Origin of the sequence: Desulfuromonas soudanensis, assembly GCF_001278055.1 — a bacterium.
GTDB classification, from domain to species: domain Bacteria; phylum Desulfobacterota; class Desulfuromonadia; order Desulfuromonadales; family WTL; genus Deferrimonas; species Deferrimonas soudanensis.
Window position 1 is genome coordinate 3196632 of sequence record NZ_CP010802.1, and the last position, 21017, is coordinate 3217648.

General features: G+C 61.2%; 20 protein-coding genes. 4 read left to right on the forward strand and 16 right to left on the reverse strand.

The genetic code is table 11. The features are described from left to right. Positions 1-167: 167 nt before the first annotated feature. The 11 genes from murG to DSOUD_RS14370 form a co-directional block, all read right to left on the reverse strand. On the reverse strand, positions 168-1244 hold the full coding sequence (gene murG / locus DSOUD_RS14320; protein WP_053551648.1) for an undecaprenyldiphospho-muramoylpentapeptide beta-N-acetylglucosaminyltransferase: 1077 nt from the start codon (positions 1242-1244) through the stop codon (positions 168-170). After that, positions 1241-2347, reverse strand: coding sequence for a putative lipid II flippase FtsW (gene ftsW, locus DSOUD_RS14325; RefSeq protein ID WP_053551649.1), 1107 nt, complete (start codon positions 2345-2347; stop codon positions 1241-1243). The genes murG and ftsW overlap by 4 nt, the downstream gene beginning before the upstream one ends. Beyond that, positions 2347-3711 carry a UDP-N-acetylmuramoyl-L-alanine--D-glutamate ligase gene (murD, locus tag DSOUD_RS14330; RefSeq protein WP_053551650.1) on the reverse strand — a complete coding sequence of 455 codons (1365 nt, stop codon included), beginning with the start codon at positions 3709-3711 and terminating at the stop codon, positions 2347-2349. The genes ftsW and murD overlap by 1 nt, the downstream gene beginning before the upstream one ends. 1 nt (position 3712) lies before the next feature. Then, positions 3713-4789: a phospho-N-acetylmuramoyl-pentapeptide-transferase gene (gene mraY, locus DSOUD_RS14335; RefSeq protein ID WP_053551651.1), complete on the reverse strand. Its 1077-nt coding sequence runs from the start codon at positions 4787-4789 to the stop codon at positions 3713-3715. 9 nt (positions 4790-4798) lie between these two features. Beyond that, positions 4799-6193 carry a UDP-N-acetylmuramoyl-tripeptide--D-alanyl-D-alanine ligase gene (locus DSOUD_RS14340; RefSeq protein WP_053551652.1) on the reverse strand — a complete coding sequence of 465 codons (1395 nt, stop codon included), beginning with the start codon at positions 6191-6193 and terminating at the stop codon, positions 4799-4801. Further along, complete coding sequence (locus tag DSOUD_RS14345) at positions 6190-7692, reverse strand: UDP-N-acetylmuramoyl-L-alanyl-D-glutamate--2,6-diaminopimelate ligase (RefSeq protein WP_053551653.1); 1503 nt, start codon at positions 7690-7692, stop codon at positions 6190-6192. The genes DSOUD_RS14340 and DSOUD_RS14345 overlap by 4 nt, the downstream gene beginning before the upstream one ends. 47 nt (positions 7693-7739) lie before the next feature. After that, positions 7740-9710, reverse strand: coding sequence for a penicillin-binding protein (locus tag DSOUD_RS14350; protein WP_053551654.1), 1971 nt, complete (start codon positions 9708-9710; stop codon positions 7740-7742). After that, the gene (gene ftsL, locus DSOUD_RS14355; protein ID WP_082351295.1) at positions 9710-10027 is read right to left on the reverse strand and encodes a cell division protein FtsL; all 318 of its coding nucleotides are present in this window, start codon (positions 10025-10027) and stop codon (positions 9710-9712) included. The genes DSOUD_RS14350 and ftsL overlap by 1 nt, the downstream gene beginning before the upstream one ends. A gap of 38 nt (positions 10028-10065) precedes the next feature. Beyond that, positions 10066-11010 (reverse strand): 16S rRNA (cytosine(1402)-N(4))-methyltransferase RsmH, encoded by a 945-nt coding sequence (gene rsmH, locus DSOUD_RS14360; RefSeq protein WP_053551655.1) that lies wholly within the window; start codon positions 11008-11010, stop codon positions 10066-10068. Between the two features lie 3 nt (positions 11011-11013). Next, positions 11014-11466, reverse strand: a complete 453-nt coding sequence (locus DSOUD_RS14365; RefSeq protein ID WP_053551656.1) for a division/cell wall cluster transcriptional repressor MraZ — start codon at positions 11464-11466, stop codon at positions 11014-11016. Between the two features lie 178 nt (positions 11467-11644). Beyond that, positions 11645-12904, reverse strand: coding sequence for an HlyC/CorC family transporter (locus tag DSOUD_RS14370; RefSeq protein WP_053551657.1), 1260 nt, complete (start codon positions 12902-12904; stop codon positions 11645-11647). Positions 12905-13078: 174 nt separating this feature from the next. Here DSOUD_RS14370 and ligA point away from each other — a divergent pair, with 174 nt between their 5' ends. The 3 genes from ligA to DSOUD_RS14385 are packed head-to-tail and all read left to right on the forward strand — an operon-like array spanning position 13079 to position 15935. Continuing rightward, a complete protein-coding gene (gene ligA / locus DSOUD_RS14375) occupies positions 13079-15205 on the forward strand; it encodes an NAD-dependent DNA ligase LigA (protein WP_053551658.1) in 2127 nt (708 codons plus the stop codon). Beyond that, a complete protein-coding gene (locus DSOUD_RS14380; RefSeq protein WP_157671886.1) occupies positions 15183-15623 on the forward strand; it encodes a hypothetical protein in 441 nt (146 codons plus the stop codon). Before ligA ends, DSOUD_RS14380 begins: the two co-directional genes overlap by 23 nt. Positions 15624-15656: 33 nt before the next feature. Beyond that, positions 15657-15935, forward strand: coding sequence for an acylphosphatase (locus tag DSOUD_RS14385; RefSeq protein WP_053551660.1), 279 nt, complete (start codon positions 15657-15659; stop codon positions 15933-15935). Between the two features lie 19 nt (positions 15936-15954). Here DSOUD_RS14385 and rsmI read toward each other — a convergent pair whose 3' ends face one another. The 4 genes from rsmI to DSOUD_RS14405 form a co-directional block, all read right to left on the reverse strand. After that, on the reverse strand, positions 15955-16803 hold the full coding sequence (gene rsmI, locus DSOUD_RS14390; RefSeq protein ID WP_053551661.1) for a 16S rRNA (cytidine(1402)-2'-O)-methyltransferase: 849 nt from the start codon (positions 16801-16803) through the stop codon (positions 15955-15957). Next, positions 16800-18770, reverse strand: coding sequence for an NAD(+) synthase (locus DSOUD_RS14395; protein ID WP_053551662.1), 1971 nt, complete (start codon positions 18768-18770; stop codon positions 16800-16802). The genes rsmI and DSOUD_RS14395 overlap by 4 nt, the downstream gene beginning before the upstream one ends. A gap of 275 nt (positions 18771-19045) precedes the next feature. Beyond that, positions 19046-19408, reverse strand: coding sequence for a YraN family protein (locus DSOUD_RS14400; protein ID WP_053551663.1), 363 nt, complete (start codon positions 19406-19408; stop codon positions 19046-19048). Then, a complete protein-coding gene (locus DSOUD_RS14405; RefSeq protein ID WP_053551664.1) occupies positions 19405-20046 on the reverse strand; it encodes a ribonuclease HII in 642 nt (213 codons plus the stop codon). Before DSOUD_RS14405 ends, DSOUD_RS14400 begins: the two co-directional genes overlap by 4 nt. A 103-nt stretch (positions 20047-20149) precedes the next feature. On the opposite strand from DSOUD_RS14405, the gene DSOUD_RS14410 reads away from it, so the two are divergent. Beyond that, complete coding sequence (locus DSOUD_RS14410; RefSeq protein WP_053551665.1) at positions 20150-20338, forward strand: hypothetical protein; 189 nt, start codon at positions 20150-20152, stop codon at positions 20336-20338. Between the two features lie 281 nt (positions 20339-20619). Here DSOUD_RS14410 and rplS read toward each other — a convergent pair whose 3' ends face one another. Further along, positions 20620-20967 carry a 50S ribosomal protein L19 gene (gene rplS, locus DSOUD_RS14415; protein ID WP_053551666.1) on the reverse strand — a complete coding sequence of 116 codons (348 nt, stop codon included), beginning with the start codon at positions 20965-20967 and terminating at the stop codon, positions 20620-20622. Positions 20968-21017 lie beyond the last annotated feature (50 nt).

Below are 21017 nucleotides of genomic sequence, written 5' to 3' on the forward strand. Positions count from 1 at the left end.
ATCCTGGCTCTTCAGGTCGAAAAATTTTTTCAACGCTGAGTCGCGGAGGTGGAGAGGAGACCACGACCTTGAAGCTCTCGCTATTCCTCTATTTTTTTTCTGCGTCTCGGCGTCTCAGCGCCTCTGCGTCAATATTGTGACCTTGGTCCTCAATCCAAAACGCAACGTCAGCTCTCCCCGACGATGGCCCGGCACTGCTCGAGGATGCGGTCCGCCGCCCCCGGCCGCCCGAGGGAGCGGGCCAGCCCCCCCATGGAGAGGAGGAGAGCCCGATCGTGGAGCAGATCGTTGATCAGGCGCCCGAGACGCTCGGCGGTGAGTTCCTGCTGCGGCAGCAGGAGGGCGGCGCCGCGCCGCGCCAGGGCCCGGGCATTGACGGTCTGGTGATCGGCGGCGGCCTCGGGGTAGGGGATCATGATCGCCGGCCGCCCGCAGGCGGTCAGTTCGGCCAGGGTCGTCGCCCCGGCCCGGCAGACCACTAGGTGGGCCCGGGCATAGGCCCCGGCCATGTCCTGAATGAAGGGGACGACGCTCTCCGGATCCCAACCGGCCTCCCGGTAGCCCTGGCGAATCCTCTCCAGGTCCTCGCTCCCCGTCTGGTGCAAAATCTCCAGCGTCCCCTTGAATTCTTCGAGAAACGGCAGGGCCGCAACCAGGGCGTCGTTGATCGCCCGGGCGCCGCGGCTGCCGCCGAAGACGAGCAGCGTCTCCTTCCCTTCGGGGATCGGAGGGCAATCCTCCATGCCGGCGCGAAGGGGGTTTCCGGTGAGGATGGTGCGTCCAAAGTGAAAGGCCCGGTCGGCGTCGGCAAAGGAGAGGCAGATCCGCGCGGCCCAGCGGGCCAGCATCCTGTTGGTGAGGCCGGGCCAGGCATTCTGCTCGTGAATCAGAAAAGGGATCCCCTTGATCCGTGCCGCCAGGAGGACCGGCCCGGCGGCATAACCGCCGACCCCGACCACCACCTCCGGGCGGAACTCGCCGAGAATGGCTAGCGACTGGAAGACGCTCTTGACCATCTGGGGGAGCATCGCCGCCTTCCCCGCCCAGCCGCGCCCGACCAGCCCCTTGATGTCGATGGTTTTCAACGGCAGCCCGAGATCGGGGAGGACCCGGGCCTCGATCCCCCGCGCCGTGCCGACGAAGAGGATCTCCGAATCGGGTTCGATCTCCTGCAGCCGCTGCGCCAGGGCCACGGCCGGGAAGAGATGTCCGCCGGTTCCGCCGCCGGCCAAAAGCATCCTCATTGCACTTCTCCTTCCCCGTGACGGGAGATGTTGAGGAGAATCCCCACCGCCAAAAGCGTCGTGAGAAGACTGGTTCCGCCGTAGGATAAAAAGGGCAGGGCCAGGCCCTTGGTCGGCAGAAGTCCCATGACCACCGCCACGTTGACGAACGCCTGCAGCCCGATGAGCAGGGTCACGCCGAAGGCCAGGTAACGTCCGAAGTCGTCGGGAGCGGCGAGGGAGGTACGAATCCCCCGCATCACCAGCATCAGAAACATCGCCGTCACGACCAGAACACCGGCAAAGCCGAGCTCTTCGCCGACGACGGAGAAGATGAAGTCGGTATGCGCCTCGGGGAGAAAGAAAAGCTTCTGCTTCCCCTCGCCGAGGCCGTTGCCGAAAAAGCCGCCGGTGCCGAAGGCGATCCAGCTCTGGATGATCTGGAAGCCGGCATCCATGGGGTCTTCCCAGGGATTGAGATAGGTGAGGATCCGCCGCCGACGGTAATCGACGTTCATCACCAGAAAATAGAGGAAGGGGAGCGCCAGGATCACCACCGAACAGAGGTAGGAGAGGCGCGTTCCCGCAATCAGGAGCATGACCATGGCCACCAGCCCCAGGGTCATGGCACTCCCCAGGTCGGGCTGCATCAGCAGCAATACGAGCAGGAAGGCCAGAACCGCCATGTAGGGGATGAAGCCGAGCTTGAAGGTTTTGATCTTCTCCTTTTTTTTGGCCAGGGAATGGGCCATGTAGAGCACCAGCCCGAGCTTGGCCAGCTCCGAGGGCTGAACGGAAAATCCCGGCATGCGGATCCAGCGGTCGGCCCCCCCGGCATGGCTGCCGACGCCCGGCAGCAGCACCAGGACCAGCAGCGCCCCGCAGAAGAGGAGGAAGGGGACGGCGATGCGGCGCAGGTGGTGATAATCGAAGTGCATGGCCATGGCCATCACCAGGAACCCGGCAACGGCGAAGGTCCCCTGGCGCTTGAGAAAGTAGAAACCGTCCGCGTGGCTCCTGGTCGCCATGATCGAGGAAGAGGAATAGACCATGACCACGCCGAAGCAGGTGAGAACCACCGCCAGGAGCAGAATCGTGGTATCGAACCCCTTGCGCACTTCCATCACTCCCCCGTTGTCCGCACCGGCAGCGCGCGCACGGCGCGGACGAAGACCTCGCCGCGTTCGGCGTAGCTGGAAAACATGTCAAAACTCGAGCATCCCGGCGACAACAGGACCGAGCCCCCCGGCGGGGTCAGATCCCTGGCCAGCACCACCGCCTCCTCCAGGGAGGGGGCCCGGACCGTATCGGTGAGGGCGCCGAGATCGGCCGCCATCCGCTCGGCGGCCTCGCCGATGAGAATGAGATGGGCGACCTTTTCCCGCACGGCAGCGGCCAGAGGACCGTAATCCCCCCCCTTGTCGCGACCGCCGGCGATGAGGGTCACCGGAGAGGCGAGCCCCTCGAGGCTCTTGACGACGGAGCCGACGTTGGTCCCCTTGGAGTCGTTGTACCAGGTCACCGCGTCGAGAACCCGGACCTGCACCATCCGGTGATCGAGCCCGGGAAAGGCGCAGGCGGCCTCCCAGGCAAGGTGCGGCGGGCAACCTTCGAGGAGGGGGGGGATCAGGGCCGCCATGACGTTCTCGACGTTGTGCCGGCCGCGCAGCTGCAGTTCGGCAACGGCAAAGCGCTCTTCCTCTCCCGCCATGCGCCAGACGATGGAATCGCCGTCGAACCCCATCCCCTCGGCGAGAACCTCAGCGGAGGAGAAGAGGACCTGGCGTAAACGGAGGGGTGCCGCTGCCGCCATCACAAGGGTGTCGCCGGCGTTGAGTACGGCGACGTCGTCGGCCGTCATGTTCTCGAAGACCCTCATCTTGGCCGCGACATAGCTCTGCATGTCGGGATAGCGGTCGAGATGGTCCTCGCTGAGGTTGAGAAGGAGCGCGTAGCGGGGGCGGAAGGTTTCAATCGCCTCAAGCTGGAAGGAGGAGAGTTCGGCCACCAGATAATCCCAATCGGATTCCTGCACGGCCTCGATCAGCGGCGTGCCGAGGTTGCCGCCGACGAAGGTCCGACGCCCCCAGGCTTTGAAGACCTCCCCCATCACTGTGGTGGTGGTCGATTTGCCATTGGTCCCGGTGATCGCCACCAGGGGGGCCTCGATCTCGTAAGAAGCGACCTCGATCTCGCCGAGGATCGGAACTCCGGCCTTTCGGGCCGCGACCAGGGCCTGCACCTCAAGAGACACTCCGGGGCTGATCACGACGGCGTCGGCGGCGGTGAAGAGTGCCGCGTTGTGGCGCCCGCAGTCGAGGACCACCCCCCGGGAGACCAGGGGTGAGAGGCCGGGAATGTCGGCGGCGGCGCGCCGGTCGGAGAGGGTGACGAGAGCGCCGCGGTCGGAAAAGTAGGCGCAGAGCGCCAGACCGGTCTTGCCGGCCCCCACCACCACGATCCTTTTTCCCGACCAGTCCCGTTGCATGCTACCTCAATTTAAGCGTCGACAGGGCCACCAGGGCCAGAATGATACTGATGATCCAGAAGCGTACGATGATCTTCGGCTCCGGCCATCCCTTGAGTTCGAAATGATGGTGGATCGGCGCCATGCGAAAAATCCTCTTGCCGTAGAGGCGAAAGGAGGTCACCTGGAAAATGACCGACAGGGCCTCGACGACGAAGATGCCGCCGACGATGATCAGAACGATTTCCTGCTTGGTGACCACCGCGATCGTCCCGAGGGCCCCGCCGAGAGAGAGACTCCCCACATCCCCCATGAAGACCTGGGCCGGGTAGGAGTTGAACCAGAGAAAACCGAGCCCCGCCCCGATCATCGCCCCGCAGAGCACCGCCAACTCGCCGGCTCCCTGGACGCTGCTGATCTGCAGGTACTCGGAGAGGCGGGCGTTGCCGGCCAGGTAGGCGAAGACGAGGTAGGTCCCCGAGGCGATGATCATCGGACCGATGGCCAGGCCGTCGAGGCCGTCGGTGAGATTGACGGCATTTCCGGCGCCGACGATCACCAGCATGGCGAAGGGGACATAGAGCATCCCCAGCGCCGGACGCACCCCCTTGAAGAAAGGGACCGACAGGGTGGTCTGAAAGGGCGGATAGAGGTAGAGAACGACCCCGGCCACCAGAGAGATGAGGACCAGCCACAGCATCTTCTTCCGTGCCGAGAGGCCTTCACTGTTTTTTTTCTTGACCTTGCGGTAATCGTCGACGAAACCGACGGCGCCGAAGCCGACGGTCACGAAAAGGGTGACCCAGACGTAGAGGTTGCGGAGGTCGGCCCAGAGGAGCGTCGGCAGAACGATGGCGAGGACAATGAGCATCCCCCCCATGGTCGGCGTCCCTTCCTTCTTGAAGTGGGACTCGGGTCCGACCTTGCGGATCGTCTGGCCGATCTGCAGCCTGGAGAGCTTGGCGATGAGCCAGGGGCCGAGGACAAAGGAGATCACCAATGCCGTTATCGTCGCATAGATCGCCCTGAAGGTGATGAACCTGAAGACGTACAGGACGGAAAAATCTGTGTGCAACGGATAGAGCAGATGATACAGCATCGTCGCTCCCTAAGAATGGTTCGCTGCCAGTTGCCCGTCGTCGCCGCGCAGAGCGGCACAGACGGTTTCCATTTTCATGCCCCGGGACCCTTTGACCAGAATCCGGTCGCCGGGCTGCAGCATCCCCCGCACCAGGGCCACCGCCTCGCCGTGGTTTGTTGCCAGGAAGACCTTCTTCGCATCCAGACCCCCCTTGAGGGCGCCCCGGGCCACGTCGGCGGCGTGAGAGCCGAGAAGAATGAGCAGGTCGCAGCGGCGGGCGGCCTCCGCCCCGACTTCGCAGTGGAGGTCGGCGGCGGCGCTGCCGAGTTCGAGCATATCGCCGAGAACGGCGATGCGCCGTCCCGCTCCTCCCATCTCGTCGAGGGTCTGCAGGGCGGCCTTGACCGAGAGGGGATTGGCGTTGTAGGTGTCCTCGATCATCCTGACGTCGCCAGGCAGGGAAACCAGCTCCATCCGACCCTGACAGGGGCAAAAGGAGCCGAGCCCGCGGGCGATGATCTCCCCGGCGACGCCGATGGCCAGGGCGGCAGCGGCGGCGGCCAGGGCGTTGCTGACATTGTGGCGTCCGGTCACCGGCAGCCGGACCGCGTAGGTTCCCTCGGGGAGAATCAGCCGAAAGGAAACCGCTTTGCCGCCGACTTCGATGGCCTCGGCGCGCACTTCGGCGTCTTTGGAGACGCCGAAGAGGATCCGCCGCGCGCCGTTGGCCACGGGGAGTCCCGCCACCCGCTGGTCATCGGCATTGATCACCGCGGTTCCGCCGGCGGGGAGGGCCGCAAAGAGCTCTCCCTTGGCCCGGGCGACGCCGTCGAGGCCGTGAAGGGTCTCGAGATGGGCCTCGCCGACGTTGGTGATGATCCCGATGGTCGGTTGGGCGATGGCGGCCAGGCGGGCGATTTCTCCCCGGGCGCTCATCCCCATCTCCAACACGGCCCAGCCGTGCGCGGGTTCGAGGCGCAACAGGGTGAGGGGGAGACCGATCAGATTATTGAAGTTCCCTTCGGTTTTGAGACCCGGCCCGGTGAGGGCGAGGATTGCAGCCAGCATCTCCTTGGTGGTGGTCTTCCCCGAGGAGCCGGTGACGGCGGCCAGCGGTCCCGTCAGGGCGGTCCGGACCCCGGCAGCCAGGTCGCCGAGGGCGGTCAGGGTGTCGGCGACCCGCACTACCGGCAGGGGAAAACCTGCCACGACCTCTTCGCAGAGGCAGGCCGCGGCGCCACGCCGCGCCGCCTGGATCAGGAAATCATGACCGTCGAAATTGCCGCCGCGCAGTGCGACAAAGAGGTCCCCGGCTCCCACACTCCGACTGTCGGTGGAGATGCCGGTGACCGTGCCTCTGGCGCCGGGGGGGAGGATTTTGCCGCCGGTGTAGGCGGCTATCTTCTGTATTTCGAGTTTCACGGAGTCGTCTCCACCCGGGCCAGGGCCCGGCTCAGTTCCTCACGGTCGTCAAAATGAATGCGTTCACGGCCAAGGATCTGGTAGTCCTCGTGCCCCTTCCCCGCCACCAGCAGGAGATCCCCGCCGCGGCTGACGTCGGCGGCAAAGGCGATGGCCTCACGACGGTCGGGAATGACGATATACCCTTTGGCCCCGGAGGCGGCTTCCGCCCTGGTGAGGGGGCGCCGGTGCACCCGGGCGACGCCGGCGCAGACTTCGGCGATGATGGCGTCCGGATCTTCGGTGCGCGGATTGTCGGAGGTGACCACGGCCAGATCGCTGCGGCGGGAGGCGATTTCCCCCATGACCGGCCGTTTGCTGCGGTCCCGGTCGCCGCCGCAGCCGAAGACGGTAATCATCCGCCGCGGCGCCAGAGCCGCCAGGGTGACCAGCACCTTGTCCAGGGCATCGCCGGTGTGGGCGTAGTCGACCAGCGCCATGACGCCCCGGCCGTTGTCCACCCGCTCGAGGCGCCCGGGAACCTGGGGGGCTTCGGAAAGACCGCGGCCGATCACCTCGGCAGAAAGTCCCAGGGCCACCCCGGCGCCGATGGCGCAGAGGAGGTTCTGGAGGTTGAAGGCCCCGAGAAGGGGGGAGGAGAAGGAGACCGTCCCGCAGGGGGTGTCCACGGTGCCGGAAGTCCCCTCGAGGGTGGTCTTCACATCCAAAGGGTAAATGGCGCAGTCGGCCGAGCTGCCGCAGGTGAGGGGCGACAGAAGGAGGCCGGCCAGGCGCGCGCCGTAGGGATCCTCGACGTTGACCACCGCCCCCTCTTTCTGCAGGAGTTCGGTAAAGAGGCGGGTCTTGCTGGCAAAATAGTCGTCCATGTTTCCATGGTAATCGAGATGCTCGGGCGTCAGATTGGTGAAAACACCGACCTTAAAATGAACCCCGCTCACCCGGTGCTGCTCCAGGGCATGGGAGGAAACCTCCATGACCAGGGCGTCGGCGCCCTGCCGGCGAAAGCCGGCCACACCCCGCAGCATGTCGATGGCCTCCGGGGTGGTGTGGAGGGAAGAGAGGATCTGGTCGGCGAAACGGTAGTTGATCGTCCCGAAGACTGCCGGGCGATGCCCCGCGGCGCGCAGAATCGCCTCCACCAGATAGGTGACGGTGGTCTTGCCGTTGGTCCCCGTCACCCCGACCACGGGGATGTCGGCGGTCGGATCGCCGAAAAAGGCCGCCGCCACCTGGGCCATGACCTGGCGGCAGTCGTCGACCACCACGGTCGCCACGCCCGGGGGGAGTTCCCGCTCTTTTTCCAAGAAGATCGTTTTCGCGCCCCGCTCCAGCGCCTGGTCGATGAAACGGTGGCCGTCGAGGGCCTGGCCGCGCAACGCAAAAAAGGCACCCCCCGGCTCCACCGTCCGGGAATCATAGTGCAATCCCGTGACTTCGGTGTCCGGGGCGCCCTTGAGAAGGCATCCCTTCAGATTCTCGATTAGCGCTGAAATCGTCATAGAATCAATCATCTTCCTACCTGCCCCGACAAATGTCAAAGCGTTTTTCAGCTTGGCGGTCCGAGCCTGACCCACACCGGACTGCTGTAACGGATCGCCTCTCCGGCTGCCGGCGACTGTTCGACGACCCGCCCTGTCCCCGTGAGCTTGATGTTCACACCGGCGCGTTCCATGGTCTGCAGCACCTGGCGGTAGCTCATTCCGCGGAATTCGGGCATCGTCGGCGCCCCCCCCTCCCGGTTGCCGTTCTCTCCCTTCATCAGCGGCGGAAGGGAAACGATCCCTGCCGACTCGGAGATCGGCGGCAGGGACGGTTTCCTCGCCTGTTGATTCGGGAGGATTTTCAGATAACTCAGGGACTGGCCGGCCACCCGGGAAAAGACCGGTGCAGCCACGACCCCGCCGTAGGTTGTCCCCTCCGGCTCGTCGATCACCACCAGAATCACCAGTTTCGGATCGTCTGCGGGGACGAAGCCGACAAAGGAAGAAACCCGCTTGTCCACCGAGTACCCTCCGGTGACCGGATCGACCTTCTGGGCCGTTCCGGTCTTCCCCGCCACCTGGTATCCGGGGACCGTCGCCAGGGTTCCGGTCCCCCCTTCCTCGGTGGTCTCGATCAGCATCGCCCTCATCCGGGCGGCGACCTCGGGAGAGAGGACGCGGCGCACGACCTTGGCGGTCCGGTTCTGAACCGTTTGCCCATAGCCGTCGACAACCTTCTCGACGACGTAGGGCGCCATGAGATTGCCGCCGTTGGCGATAACGGCCGTCGCCGCAGCCAACTGCAGGGGGGTGACGGAGACCCCCTGGCCGAAGGAGATGGCCGCCAGGTCGAACTCGAACCACTGGGACGGCTTGCGCATCATACCGCTGACCTCGCCCGGCAAATCGATCTCGGTGCGCCGTCCAAAGCCGAAATCGCTGAGATAACGGAAGAGATTCTCCCGTTCCAAGGCCTTGCCGACCTTGGCAATACCGATATTGGAGCTGAACTTGAGAATCTCGGTGAGGTTGAGATATCCGTAGCCCCGGTGGTCATGGACGACCCGCCCCCCGACGGCGTAGTCACCCTTTTCGCAGTAGATCTTCTCCGTCGGGCCGATAACCCCTTCGTTGAGAGCGGCCGCCGCCAGGAAAATCTTGAAGGTCGATCCGGGTTCGAAGGTATCGCAGAGGGCGCGATTGCGCCACTGCTCCGGACGGTAGCGGTTGAAGGCGTTGGGGTTGTAGTCAGGCTGACTGGCCATGGCCAGAACCCGGCCGCTGGACGGGTCGAGGACGACGATGGTTCCCGCCTTGGCTCCGGCATTTTTAACCCCGACCGCCAGTTCCTTCTCGGCGATGTACTGCAGGTTGCGGTCGAGGGTCAGGTAAAGGTCGCTGCCGCGGCGTTCGCCGCGGACGACGGCATCGCCGGAGCCCATCCTCCGTCCGAGAGCGTCCTGTTCCATCACCAGGTACCCGCCCTGGCCGAGCATGACCGAGTCGTACTGGAGTTCGACCCCCTCGAGGCCTTCGGGATCGAGCCCGGTGAAGCCGATCACCTGGGCGCCGATTTCCGAATTGGGGTAAAAACGGCGATGTTCCTTGGTGAAGCCGATACCGGCCAAACCGAGGGACCGGACCCGGTCGCTCTCGCGAAGGGAGGCCTTGCGCTTGAGCCAGAGAAAGTTCTTTTTCGACGTGAGGCGCGCCCGGATTGTCGCCACCGGCAGGGAGAGAGCGCTCGCCAACTCCCGCGCCGCCCTTTCGGGTTCGACAACCTTTGCCGGTTCGACAAAGATGGAATCCATCTCGACGCTCAAGGCCATCTCCTCGCCGTGACTGTCGTAGATCGTTCCCCTCTGGGGCATGAGGGGGATGTTTTTCTGGTGCTGCCGCTCGGCCCGCTTCTGCCACTCCTCCTGGTTGAGGACCTGGAGCTGAAAGGCTCTCAGGGTGATAAGGACAAAGATCAGGATGAAGCAGATGCCGACCAGGCGGATGCGGATGCGGACCCACTTCTCCAGCGTTTCCATCAGTTGACGGTAATCACCTGCTCGGGCGTCGGAAGACGCAGCCCCAGTTCGTTGCGGGCGACCGTCTCGATGCGCCCCGGTGAACGCAGGCTGGCGGCCTCGAGACGCAGACGCTGGGATTCCTGATCCACGATCCGCAGCTGCGCTTCGATGCTCGAAATATCATACTCCAGGTGAACCACCTGCAGCCGGGACCAGACGAAAAAGAGGGAGACAGCCAGGAGGACGGTGACGAAGGCGAGGAGAGGAAGGAGACGGGGCCTCTGCAGTGCAAATCCGTTGATCTTGGGGATTCCCCCTAAAATAGTATCCGACATGCTATCCTCCTTACCTCCCCAGCGGGAGAAAAATTTTATCAGCAGCGCCGCACGCCCCGGAGAACTGCGCTCCGGGAGCGGGGATTGACCTCGACTTCGGCGGCCGAGGCCCGAATCCCCTTGCGGGTGAGGAGTTCGACCCGCGGCTGGTGGCCGCAGGTGCAGATCGGCAGGCGTGGGGGGCAGATGCACCCCTTGGACTCCTCCCGAAAAATCCGTTTGACGATCCGGTCTTCCAGCGAATGAAAGCTGATCACCGCCAGGTGCCCACCGGGCCGGAGGAGGTCCAGGGCCCGGGTCACCCCGAGGGCGACATGATCGAGCTCCTCATTGACATGGATCCTCAGCGCCTGAAAGACCCGGGTCGCCGGGTGGATCCGCGACGGAACGTTGCCGCCGGGGATCGCATCCCGGACCAGGTCCGCCAGCTGGAGCGTGGTGAGAATCGGCGTCTCGCTGCGAACCTGAACGATGCGCTTGGCGATGCGCCGGCCGTACCGCTCTTCGCCGTATTCGAAAAAGATCCGCGCCAGCTCTTCGGCGGAGCTGCCGGCCAGAACCTCGGCGGCGGTCACACCGCGCGTCTGGTCCATGCGCATGTCGAGAGGGGCTTCACTGCGAAAGGAAAAGCCCCGGCTGCCGGCATCGAGCTGATGGGAGGAAACGCCGAGATCGAAAAGGATCCCGTCCACGGCGTCGATCTCCAACGCCTTCAGGACCTCCGTCGCCTCGGAGAAATTGCTGTGCCGCAGCACCGCCCGCGCACCGAAGGGAGCCAGGACCTCGGCGGCCTTTTTCAGGGCCTCGGGATCCCTGTCGAGGCCGATGAGACGGCCATCGGGGTCGGATGCCTCGAGAATCAGCCGGGAATGGCCGCCGCCGCCGACGGTCCCGTCAAGATAGATCCCCCCGGGGCGTGGTGCCAGCAGGGAAAGGACCTCCTCCGGCAGCACCGGGCTATGTTGGAATTGGCCGTCTTCCAAGGATCAGAATCCAATATCGGCAAGGGTTTGCGGATCGGCATCGAGACGGCTTTCGGCCTGCGCCCGAATTTCGGCGTGCTTGGACTTGCTCCAGATCATGATCTTGCCGGCCATCCCGACCACCACGATCTCGCGGATCTCACTCTCCAGACCGGCGTAGTCGCGGTGGGACTGGGAGAGCTGGATGCGGCCGACCTTGTCGAAGCTGCATTCGGTAGCCGGAGAAATGAGCGACAAATAGATGTCGTCCCGCTTCTGTCCCGGGTCGAGAGCCTCGACATTGCTCATTATTTTTTCCCACTCCGGCATCGGGTAGGCTACCAGTCCCCCCTTGTTCTGGGTGACCATCAGGCGCTCGTCGCCGCAGACGCGGCTCAACTCCTCGCGGAAGCGCGCCGGGATGCTGGCCCGCCCCTTGAGATCGATGGAATTGTTGTAGGCGCCCTGGAATTTCATCGCTTCTCTTGTCCCTAATTTACACACTTTTACACTTTTTGGGGAAACTATAGCGACGCCCCTTACCCTTGTCAAGGAGATTTCCCGTTTTCCAGGGACTTAGATTCCCGACACAGACGAAAAAAAGCCCCCTGGGGAGGGGGCTTGGTGAGGTGAAACCCATGAGGAGGTAGGATGCCTACCCGGAAAGGGGGGGTTCCGGCAGGATCATCTCGATCTCCTCCACCCGGCGGTCGAGGACCTTGCGCACGGTGAAGACGGTTCCTGCCGACTCGCAGCTCTCTCCCTCCTGGGGAATCCTCCCCAGGGTCCGCAGCAGAAAGCCGGCGAGGGTATTGGAATGCTCCTCGGTGAGGTGGATGCCGAAGCGGCGGTTGATGGTGCGCAGGGAGGCGCTGCCGTCCACCAGATAGTGACGGGGAGCGATCTCGCGGAAGAGGACTTCCTCCACATCGTATTCATCCTGAATCTCGCCGACGATCTCCTCAAAGATATCCTCAAGGGTGACGATCCCCTCGACTCCCCCATATTCGTCGACCACCACCGCCATATGGACCCGCTTGCGGCGAAAGGACTGCAGAAGGGTCTCGATCCGTTTCGATTCCGGGACGAAATAGGGGGGACGGACGATGTCGCGCAGGGAGAACCCCTCGGGACAGCCGACAAAATTGAGAATGTCCTTGGAATGGATGATGCCGATCAGGCGGTCGAAGTCCCCCTCGTAGACCGGGAAGCGGGAGTGGTGAGCCTGCTGAACCAGCATCAGGGTCTCGGCGAAGGTGCTGCCGACCTCGATGCCGACCATCTCGGTGCGGGGGATCATGACGTCGCGCACCCGGATCTGGGAGAGTTCGAAGACGCCGTGGAGCATGCGCCGTTGTTCCTTGGCCACAACCCCGGTCTTTTCGCCGACGGTGATCATGGAGCGGATCTCGTCCTCTGAGATGATGGGGCGCGCCTCCTCCCCCTTGATGAAATGGGTCAGGAGCCGCGAAAGCCCCGTCACCACCCAGACGACGGGGGTCAAGAGTCCCATGAAGAGATAGATGGGACGCAGTACGGCGAAGGAGACCTTTTCCGGGTAGCGGGCGGAGTAGGTCTTGGGGCAGACTTCGGAGAAAATCAGCAGCAGAGGGGTCAGAATCAGGATGGTGAGGATCTCCCCCCGCGCCCCGTAGAGGCCGACGAGAAAGGAGGTCGCGTAGACCGAGGCGGCGATGTTCACCAGGTTGTTGCCGACGAGGATCGTCCCCAGCAGGCGATCGGGGTGTTTGAGCAGCACGTTAAGGAGATCGGCGCCACGGTGCCTTTTCTCCACCAGATAGGCGACCCGCAACTTGTCGATGCTCAGAAGTGCGGTTTCGGAACCGGAAAAAAAGGCGGAAAGCACGAACAGCACGGCGAGGCCGAGGAGGTGCAGCAGTTGGTCATCGGTCATAGGTTATTCTCCAGAAACGATCTGCAAACGGCTGGAGTTTAACCCAAGGACCGCAAGAATACAACGGAGTTGGCGCCGCCGTAATTGAATGATCACCCTCCTCTGTGATATAAGGCGCTGTAATAGAGGCACACGACTATTCCCCCTCGACAGACCGACTCAAAAGGACCGACCATGGACCCGATACAGGCCAGAACACGCCATGAAGAGCTGTGCCGCCAACTCCACCGTCACAACCATCTGTATTACGTCCTTGACACCCCGGAAATCACCGACGCCGAGTACGACCGGCTCTTCCGCGAGCTGCTCGATTTGGAAAGGGGCTTCCCAGAACTGGCCACCCCCGACTCCCCGTCCCAGCGGGTCGGAGCCACCCCCTTGGAAAAGTTCGAGATTATCCACCGCGAAAGGCCGATGCTCTCACTTGACAACGCGAAAGATGAGGGCGACCTGCAAAACTTTGAAAAAAAAATCAAAAACAAACTGAAAACATCCCACAGCAATTTTGAATATATTTGTGAGATGAAAATCGATGGGGTGGCAGTCGAACTAACATATCAACTTGGTAAACTGATTTTGGCCTCAACGCGGGGCGATGGCATTAACGGAGAAGTAATCACAGAAAACATAAAAACAATTAACGCCATACCCCTCGTGCTAAAGTATCCATATCCTTCGTTTTTAGAAGTTCGCGGTGAGGTGTTTATACACACAAAGGATTTTGAAGATCTCAACCGAGAACGCACCAAAAATGGCCAACCAACTTTCGCGAATCCAAGAAATGCTGCTGCAGGTAGCTTGAAACAACTCGACTCAAGCGAAACCGCAAAACGCCCTTTAAATTTTTTTAGTTATGGCATTGGCAAAGCGGAATGGGATAAACCAAAAAGTCATTTTGAACTTCTGCAAAGGCTAAGTTCACTGGGTCTACCAGTAAATACCAAGGGGACAAAAGTTGTTAAAAACATTAAAGATGCTATCACTTTTTACAAAGAACTAACCGAGCTTAGAGATGTTCTCGAATTTGAAATAGATGGCCTTGTCATAAAGATCAACAATTCCGAAGTACAGAACCAATTAGGAACAACATCTAGAGCTCCAATATGGGCCATAGCTTACAAATTCCCTGCAAGAAGTGAAGAGACCGAGCTCGAAGACATAGATGTTCAAATAGGTCGAACCGGCTCAGTCACACCAGTCGCTATATTGAAACCCGTTAGGGTAAGCGGGGTAACAATCTCCCGTGCAAGCCTACACAACTTTGACCATTTAAAGAGACTAGATGTCCGAAAAGGTGATCAAGTAATAGTTGAACGGGCCGGAGATGTAATCCCTCAAGTTGTTTCAGCGGTACTCGAGAAAAGACTTGCGAATTCGGAACCATATACCCCCCCAACCCAATGCCCTACATGTGGGAGTAAAATTCATCAGGAGCATGGGGACGTCAATTGGTACTGTACGGGCGGGCTAACATGTTCCTCTCAATCAATAGAGACCCTCAAGCACTTCGTCTCAAAGGGGGCCTTTGACATAGATGGCCTCGGCGAATCGCACATAAAAATTTTTCACTCTGAAGGACTTATAAAGAGACCATCAGACATTTTTTATCTTGAACAAAAGCTTTCACCCCAAAAGTCTTTATTTGACCACACACCCCAAGGGATCATTCCACTTGAAGAAAGAACCGGGTGGGGTAAAAAGTCTGCTAACAATCTTTTTGAATCAATTCAAAAAAGCAAATCTGTTTCTCTTAGTTGCTTTATTTACTCATTAGGCATAAGGGGCATTGGCAAAACATCAGCTAATATATTAGCAGAAAAATACAAATCCATCGAGCATCTATTAGATATCATCAAAAGAACCATTACAAATTCCACAAAAGAGCACAATGACCTCCTCAGAACTGAAGGTATTGGCCCTAAGGCAGTCAGTGCTATCTTAGATTTTTTTGATAACCCCTCTAACTACGATGAAATCAATAAACTAATTCATATTGTCGAAATCCAAAAAATTTCACAACCAGCTTTAAACCTCCCACTTCAAGGCAAGAGGATTGTCTTTACAGGCAGCCTTGAATCCATGTCAAGAGACGAAGCAGAAAATGGCGCAAAAAACTTGGGAGCGACCATCTCAACATCTGTCTCAAAAGGAACAGATATTGTAGTCGCTGGTCCAGGCGCTGGCAGCAAATTGGAAAAAGCCAAAAAACTTGAAATTCGGACATTGACGGAAAAACAGTGGGTAGATTACTTGGAAAATCTCAAGACTGGACAAAACGATGAAGAGACAGAGCAGACCTGAAAAACTTATTGCAGAATTTGAAGGCGGGTATGCAAAGGGTTGGTTCATGGCTATTGGCGAACATTACCGTAATGAACTTGACATAAGCCTTTCTGAACGAAAGAAAAACAAAATATCGTATTTCGTTTGGACTCAAGGCCCCTACTTTTGCTTCTCAGTTGGCAATGTATTCTATAACAACAAAGCTGCCTATGAGGATATTTGGCAGAAAGCTATTAAAAAAATTAGCGTAGCCTGTCAAATCATATCAGCTACACCTTGCAAGCTTAACGATAATGGCGACTTCATAGATGGTGCTGTAGAATTTAAAGTTTTCTACAAAACCAACAGCGGCGACGGCTTAGTCTTGGCTGAAACTCAAAAAAGCACTCAAACAAAATTCGTAAACTTTCTCAAAACTGGCAAATTAATAGACTAATCTCGCTATTAAAGCTTATTAAGAGGAAACAACATGAAATCTGTCAGGGCGACGGTCCGGATCAAGGGGCGGGTTCAGGGGGTCAACTTCCGTTATTTCACCCAGCGCACCGCCTGCCAGCACGGCATCACCGGCTGGGTGCGCAATCTCCCCGACGGCGACGTCGAGGCCCTCTTCGAAGGGACGCAGAGCGCGGTGCAGGCGGTCATCGACTGGTGCCGCAGCGGCCCGGCCGCCGCCCAGGTCGACGAACTCCTCATCGACTGGGAGGATTTTCGCGGCGAGTTCGACTCCTTCGAGGTCCACCGCTGAGACGACGCCCAAAAGGGAGTCAGTCCCCTTCCCCGTCGAGTTCGAGGCTCACCCGGTAGACTTCGCTTCCGGAGAGGCCGAACTCCTTGGCCACCTCCTTGACGATCTGGCGCATCGGCAGATCACACTCCTGCCTCCTTTTCAGCAGCGCTTCGCGCACCGTCCCCGCAGGCTTTTCCTCCGGGGCCGGCCCCACCAGCAGTACGATCTCCCCCCGCACCCGCTCCCTGCCGAAATGGTCCAGGGCCTCGGCCACCGTGCCGCGAAAGAGCTCCTCGTGCATCTTCGTCAGCTCCCGCGCCACGGCGATGAGCCGCGTCTCCCCGACTTCGAGCTGCAGATCCTTCAAGGCCGCCAGGAGCCGGTGCGGCCCCTCGTAGTAGAGGGTGGTGCGCCGCTCGCTGCGCAGCAGGGCAAAGGCCGCGCGCCGGGCGGCGCTGCGGGGGGGGAGAAACCCCTCGAAGGCGAAGCGCTCCACCGGCAGCCCGGAGATGGAGAGGGCGGCCACCGTCGCCGAGGGTCCGGGGACGGCGCAGACCTCGATCCCCAGATCGCGGCAGCGGGAGACGAGGAGATAGCCGGGATCGGAGATCGCCGGGGTTCCGGCGTCGGAAATCAGTGCCACCGACTTTCCCTGCTGCAGCGCCTCGATGAGCCGCGCCCCCTTTTCCCCCTCGTTGTGCTCGAAGTAGGAGGTGAGGGAGGTGGTGATCCCGTAGTGGTTGAAGAGCTTGCGGCTGTGGCGGGTGTCCTCGGCGGCGACCAGGTCGACCTCCTTGAGGACGCGCAGCGCCCGGAAGGTGAGATCCTCGAGGTTGCCGATGGGGGTGGAGACCAGATAGAGAGTCCCCCCTTTGACGCCGCTCATTTCTTACCCCTTTCCTGCTGCAGCGAAGCGAGGTCCTGCAGCCACAGGGCGACGCTGGCGTCGCTCGGCATCCGCCAGTCCCCCCGGGGGGAGAGGGCGACGCTGCCGACCTTGGGGCCGTCGGGGAGGCAGGAGCGCTTGAACTGCTGGGAGAAAAAGCGGCGATAGAAGTGTTCGAGCCAGCGCAGGATTTCCCCCTCGTCATAGCGGCCGGCAAAGGCGATCCCGGCAAGAAAGGCGATCTTTTTCGGCCGGAACTGGAGGCGGACGGCGTGATAGAGAAAAAAGTCGTGGAGGAGATAGGGGCCGACATGGTCCTCGGTGATCTGGCCGATCTCGCCGTTTTCGTCGGGGGGGAGAAGCTCGGGAGAGACGGGGGTGGCGCAGACGTCGGCGAGGATATTCGCCGTCTCGCCGGAAAACTCGCTCTCGGCGCACCAGGCGACCAGGTAGCGGACCAACGTTTTCGGGACGCCGGCGTTGACGCCGTACATCGACATGTGATCGGCGTTGTAGGTGCACCAACCGAGGGCCAGCTCGGAGAGATCGCCGGTGCCGACCACCAGGCCGCCGACCTGGTTGGCGACGTCCATGAGGATCTGGGTCCGCTCCCTGGCCTGGGCGTTTTCGTAGGTGATGTCGTGTTGAGACTCGAGATGGCCGATGTCCTCGAAGTGACGGCGCACCGCCCCGTCGATGGGGATCACCCGCAGGGTCACGCCGAGAAGGGGGGCCAGGCGCTCGGCGTTCCCCCGGGTGCGGACCGTGGTGCCGAAACCCGGCAGGGTCAGGGCGACGATCCCCTCGCGGGAAAGCCCCAGCTTGTCGAAGGCCCGCACCGTGACCAGGAGGGCCAGGGTCGAATCGAGGCCGCCGGAGACGCCGATCACCGCCTTGCCGCAGCCGGCATGGAGGAGGCGCCGGGCGAGCCCGGTGGTCTGCAGGGCGAAGATCTCCCGGCAGCGCCCGGCCCGTTCCTGATCCTCTCCGGGGACGAAGGGTGCCTCCGGGACCGGTCGCAGCAGGCCGCCGGCAAGGGGAGTCTCCCCGAGGGGAAAGTGGATTTCCCGGCAGGGGGCGCTTCCTGCCGCCGCGGCGGCGAAGGTGTTGTTCCTTCGCCGCTCATTGACCAGACGTTCGATGTCGATGTCGGCCAGGGCCATGCGCGTGGCAAACTGGAAGCGCTCGGTCTCGGCGAGGACGACGCCGTTTTCGGCGACGAGGCAATGTCCTGAGTAAACAAGGTCGGTACTCGACTCCCCGGGGCCCGCCGAGGCGTAGGCGTAGGCCGCCAGGCAGCGCGCCGACTGAGCCTGAACCAGCGCCCGCCGGTATTCCTGCTTGCCGAGGATCTCGGGGCTGGCCGAGAGGTTGACCAGGAGGGTCGCGCCGCAAAGAGCGAGGCGCCCGCTCGGCGGACTCACCGCCCAGAGATCTTCACAGATCTCGATCCCCACCAGAAGATCGGAAAACCCTTCGGCGGCAAAGAGGAGATCGGAGCCGAAGGGAATTTTCTCCCCCCGCCACGACAACTCGGTGTCGGCTACGTCGGCGGCGCTGGAGAACCAGCGCTCCTCGTAGAATTCCTGGGTATTGGGGAGAAAGGTCTTGGGGACGATGCCGTGAATTTTCCCCCCGGCGATGAAGACTGCGCAGTTGAAGAGCCGCCCTCCGAGGGCGACGGGGGCGCCGACCGCCAGAGCGACCGGGACTGCCGCGGTCACCTCGGCGAGGGAAAAAAGGGCCTCGCGCGCGGCCTCGATAAGAAGCGGCTGAAAGAAGAGATCGCCGCAGGTGTAGCTGGTGAGACAGAGTTCGGGAAAGACGAGGAGACGGGCGCCAGCCTCGGAGGCTTCCGTCACGGCGCCGCGGATGGCCTCAAGATTGAAGGCGACGTCGGCCACCCGCAGCTCCGGAGAGACCACTCCGAGACGCAACAGGCCGTAGTCGGAAAGATTGCTGTTCATAGAATCAACCCCCAGGAGAGTGTCGGACGTATCCGGGCCGAGGCGAATCTCCGCACGCCTCGCTAAAAGACTTTTTTACCACCAAGGCACCGAGATCACATAGAATTTCCATAGATGATCCAAGTCCCGCCTTGATTTTCCCTCTTCTCTCTTCTGTATTCTACATTCTATATTCTGCATTATCTCTTCCTTCTTCCCTCTTCCTTTTTATCCGCCGCCAGTCTAATTCCCTTCCCGGCAAAAAGCAAACCCTCGGCCTCGGGGGAAAAGAAGTATCAGAGGCCGAAGGCGTCGGGAATATGCTCCACCCGCGCTCCCTCCGGAGCGGGGCGCACGGCGATGACATCGAAGCGCGGCTGCAGCCCCTTCCCGCGGCCGTCGCCGAGGTACCACTGGGCGGTGCGAAGAATCTGGCGCTGCTTGAAGGGTCCGACGGCCTCCTGGGGGGTTCCGAAGGCGTCGCTTTTGCGTGTCTTGACTTCGACGAAAACGAGGATTTTTCCGTGGCGAGCAATGATGTCGATCTCCCCCACCGGGGTGCGCAGGTTGCGCTCGAGGATCTTCATCCCCTGGCGCCGGAGGTAGCGCACCGCCTCCTCTTCCCCCCAGCGGCCGAGGGAAAGACGCTCCTCGGTCATGGCTCCCTCAGGTGTTCGCGGACTCCACCGAAGGTTTTTCGGTGCAATGGAGAGGGACCGAGGCGGGCGATGGCCTCCATGTGGGCGGCGCTGCCGTACCCCTTGTGCCGGGCAAATCCGTAACCGGGATAGATGCGCTCGTAGCCGGCCATCATCCGGTCGCGAACCACCTTGGCGATCACCGAGGCGGCGGAAATGGAGAGGGATCGGGAGTCCCCCCGTTTGAGGGAGAGCTGCGGCAGAGGGAGGGGGACGGCAAAGATGCCGTCGACCAGCAGGTAGTCCGCCGGAAGGCGGAGACGCTCGACGGCCAGGGCCATCGCCATGAGTGTCGCCTGCAGGATGTTGACGCGGTCGATCTCCGATGCGGAGACGATCCCGACCCCGACGGCCAGAGCCTGGGAGCGGATCAGGGGAAAGAGGCGGTTTCGGGCGAGGGGGGAGAGTTTTTTCGAATCGTCGAGACCGGGGAGATCGAAGCGCTCGGGGAGGATGACGGCCGCCGCCACCACCGGACCGGCCAGCGGTCCCCGCCCCGCCTCATCGACCCCGGCGATGCGGGAATGGCCACGGGACGCCGCCCGCTCTTCGAAGTGCAGGGTCGAGAGCTCGGGAATGGCGAACAATTCCATGGTCATGACCTCCCTCCGCGAGAAATTACCGCTGGATTTCCGCGGCCGCCTGATATAGTATCCATGAACAGATTTTTATCACGATTTTGTCGAAAGGGGGAGAGTGTTCATGATCGCATTCATTATCGTTTTGGCCCTGGCCGGGTACTTCGGGTTTCTGGTCGACTGGAAAGAGTTCAGCGCGCCCTTCAAGGGAGGGGGCTGGGTGGTTCTCGGACTCTACGGCGTGATCGGCCTGTCCTACTACCTGACCAAAGCCCTGCACGTCGTGCAGTCTGCCGGCGGCGGACACCACTGAGATCGACCCGCGTCATCGAAGGATCAAAAGAACTGCAGAGAGGTCCCACGAAAACGGGGCCTCTTTTTTTTTGAGAAAAGAATACAGAATATAGAAGAAAAACAGGACCGGGCTCTTCCGCTCGGGCAATTTCAGAAGGAGGTTCCCCTCAACTTCTTCTATCGTGCCCGAAGAATTTGAACTTTTCTGTATTCTACATTCTATATTCTGTATTCTACATTCTACGAAACCAACAAAAAAAGCCCCGGACATCCGCCGGGGCTTTTTTTTGTTTGAACCGATCAGGCGCGGCGTTTCTCGCGGATGCGGGCGGCTTTCCCCTGCAGGTTGCGCAGGTAGTAGAGCTTGGCGCGGCGCACCTGGCCGACGGTCACGACTTCGATCTTGTCGACGGCCGGGGAGTGCAGGGAGAAGATACGCTCAACGCCGAAGCCGTTGGAAATCTTCCGCACGGTGAAGGTGGAGCCGATCCCCCGGTTCAAGCGCTTGATGCACACGCCCTGATAAACCTGGATGCGCTGTTTGTCCCCTTCGGAGATCTTGACGTGCACGCGAAGGGTGTCGCCGGCCTTGAAGACCGGGATATTTTTCCTGATGTGTTCCATGGCCAAAACGTCGATGATGTTCATGTTCTTCCTCCTCTATACCGATCCGGTTTCGTTGTATTTTTTGGTCAGTC

Excerpts from the sequence above, each read along its gene's own strand:
- mraY (WP_053551651.1), bottom strand. The coding sequence starts at position 4,789 with ATGCTGTATCATCTGCTCTATCCGTTGCACACAGATTTTTCCGTCCTG.
- DSOUD_RS14405 (WP_053551664.1), bottom strand. The coding sequence starts at position 20,046 with ATGACCATGGAATTGTTCGCCATTCCCGAGCTCTCGACCCTGCACTTC.
- DSOUD_RS14370 (WP_053551657.1), bottom strand. The coding sequence starts at position 12,904 with ATGACCGATGACCAACTGCTGCACCTCCTCGGCCTCGCCGTGCTGTTC.
- DSOUD_RS14385 (WP_053551660.1), top strand. The coding sequence starts at position 15,657 with ATGAAATCTGTCAGGGCGACGGTCCGGATCAAGGGGCGGGTTCAGGGG.
- ligA (WP_053551658.1), top strand. The coding sequence starts at position 13,079 with ATGGACCCGATACAGGCCAGAACACGCCATGAAGAGCTGTGCCGCCAA.
- DSOUD_RS14350 (WP_053551654.1), bottom strand. The coding sequence starts at position 9,710 with ATGGAAACGCTGGAGAAGTGGGTCCGCATCCGCATCCGCCTGGTCGGC.
- DSOUD_RS14365 (WP_053551656.1), bottom strand. The coding sequence starts at position 11,466 with ATGAAATTCCAGGGCGCCTACAACAATTCCATCGATCTCAAGGGGCGG.
- murD (WP_053551650.1), bottom strand. The coding sequence starts at position 3,711 with ATGCAACGGGACTGGTCGGGAAAAAGGATCGTGGTGGTGGGGGCCGGC.
- DSOUD_RS14345 (WP_053551653.1), bottom strand. The coding sequence starts at position 7,692 with ATGACGATTTCAGCGCTAATCGAGAATCTGAAGGGATGCCTTCTCAAG.
- murG (WP_053551648.1), bottom strand. The coding sequence starts at position 1,244 with ATGAGGATGCTTTTGGCCGGCGGCGGAACCGGCGGACATCTCTTCCCG.
- rplS (WP_053551666.1), bottom strand. The coding sequence starts at position 20,967 with ATGAACATCATCGACGTTTTGGCCATGGAACACATCAGGAAAAATATC.
- ftsL (WP_082351295.1), bottom strand. The coding sequence starts at position 10,027 with ATGTCGGATACTATTTTAGGGGGAATCCCCAAGATCAACGGATTTGCA.
- rsmI (WP_053551661.1), bottom strand. The coding sequence starts at position 16,803 with ATGAGCGGCGTCAAAGGGGGGACTCTCTATCTGGTCTCCACCCCCATC.
- DSOUD_RS14400 (WP_053551663.1), bottom strand. The coding sequence starts at position 19,408 with ATGACCGAGGAGCGTCTTTCCCTCGGCCGCTGGGGGGAAGAGGAGGCG.
- DSOUD_RS14380 (WP_157671886.1), top strand. The coding sequence starts at position 15,183 with ATGAAGAGACAGAGCAGACCTGAAAAACTTATTGCAGAATTTGAAGGC.
- DSOUD_RS14395 (WP_053551662.1), bottom strand. The coding sequence starts at position 18,770 with ATGAACAGCAATCTTTCCGACTACGGCCTGTTGCGTCTCGGAGTGGTC.
- DSOUD_RS14410 (WP_053551665.1), top strand. The coding sequence starts at position 20,150 with ATGATCGCATTCATTATCGTTTTGGCCCTGGCCGGGTACTTCGGGTTT.
- ftsW (WP_053551649.1), bottom strand. The coding sequence starts at position 2,347 with ATGGAAGTGCGCAAGGGGTTCGATACCACGATTCTGCTCCTGGCGGTG.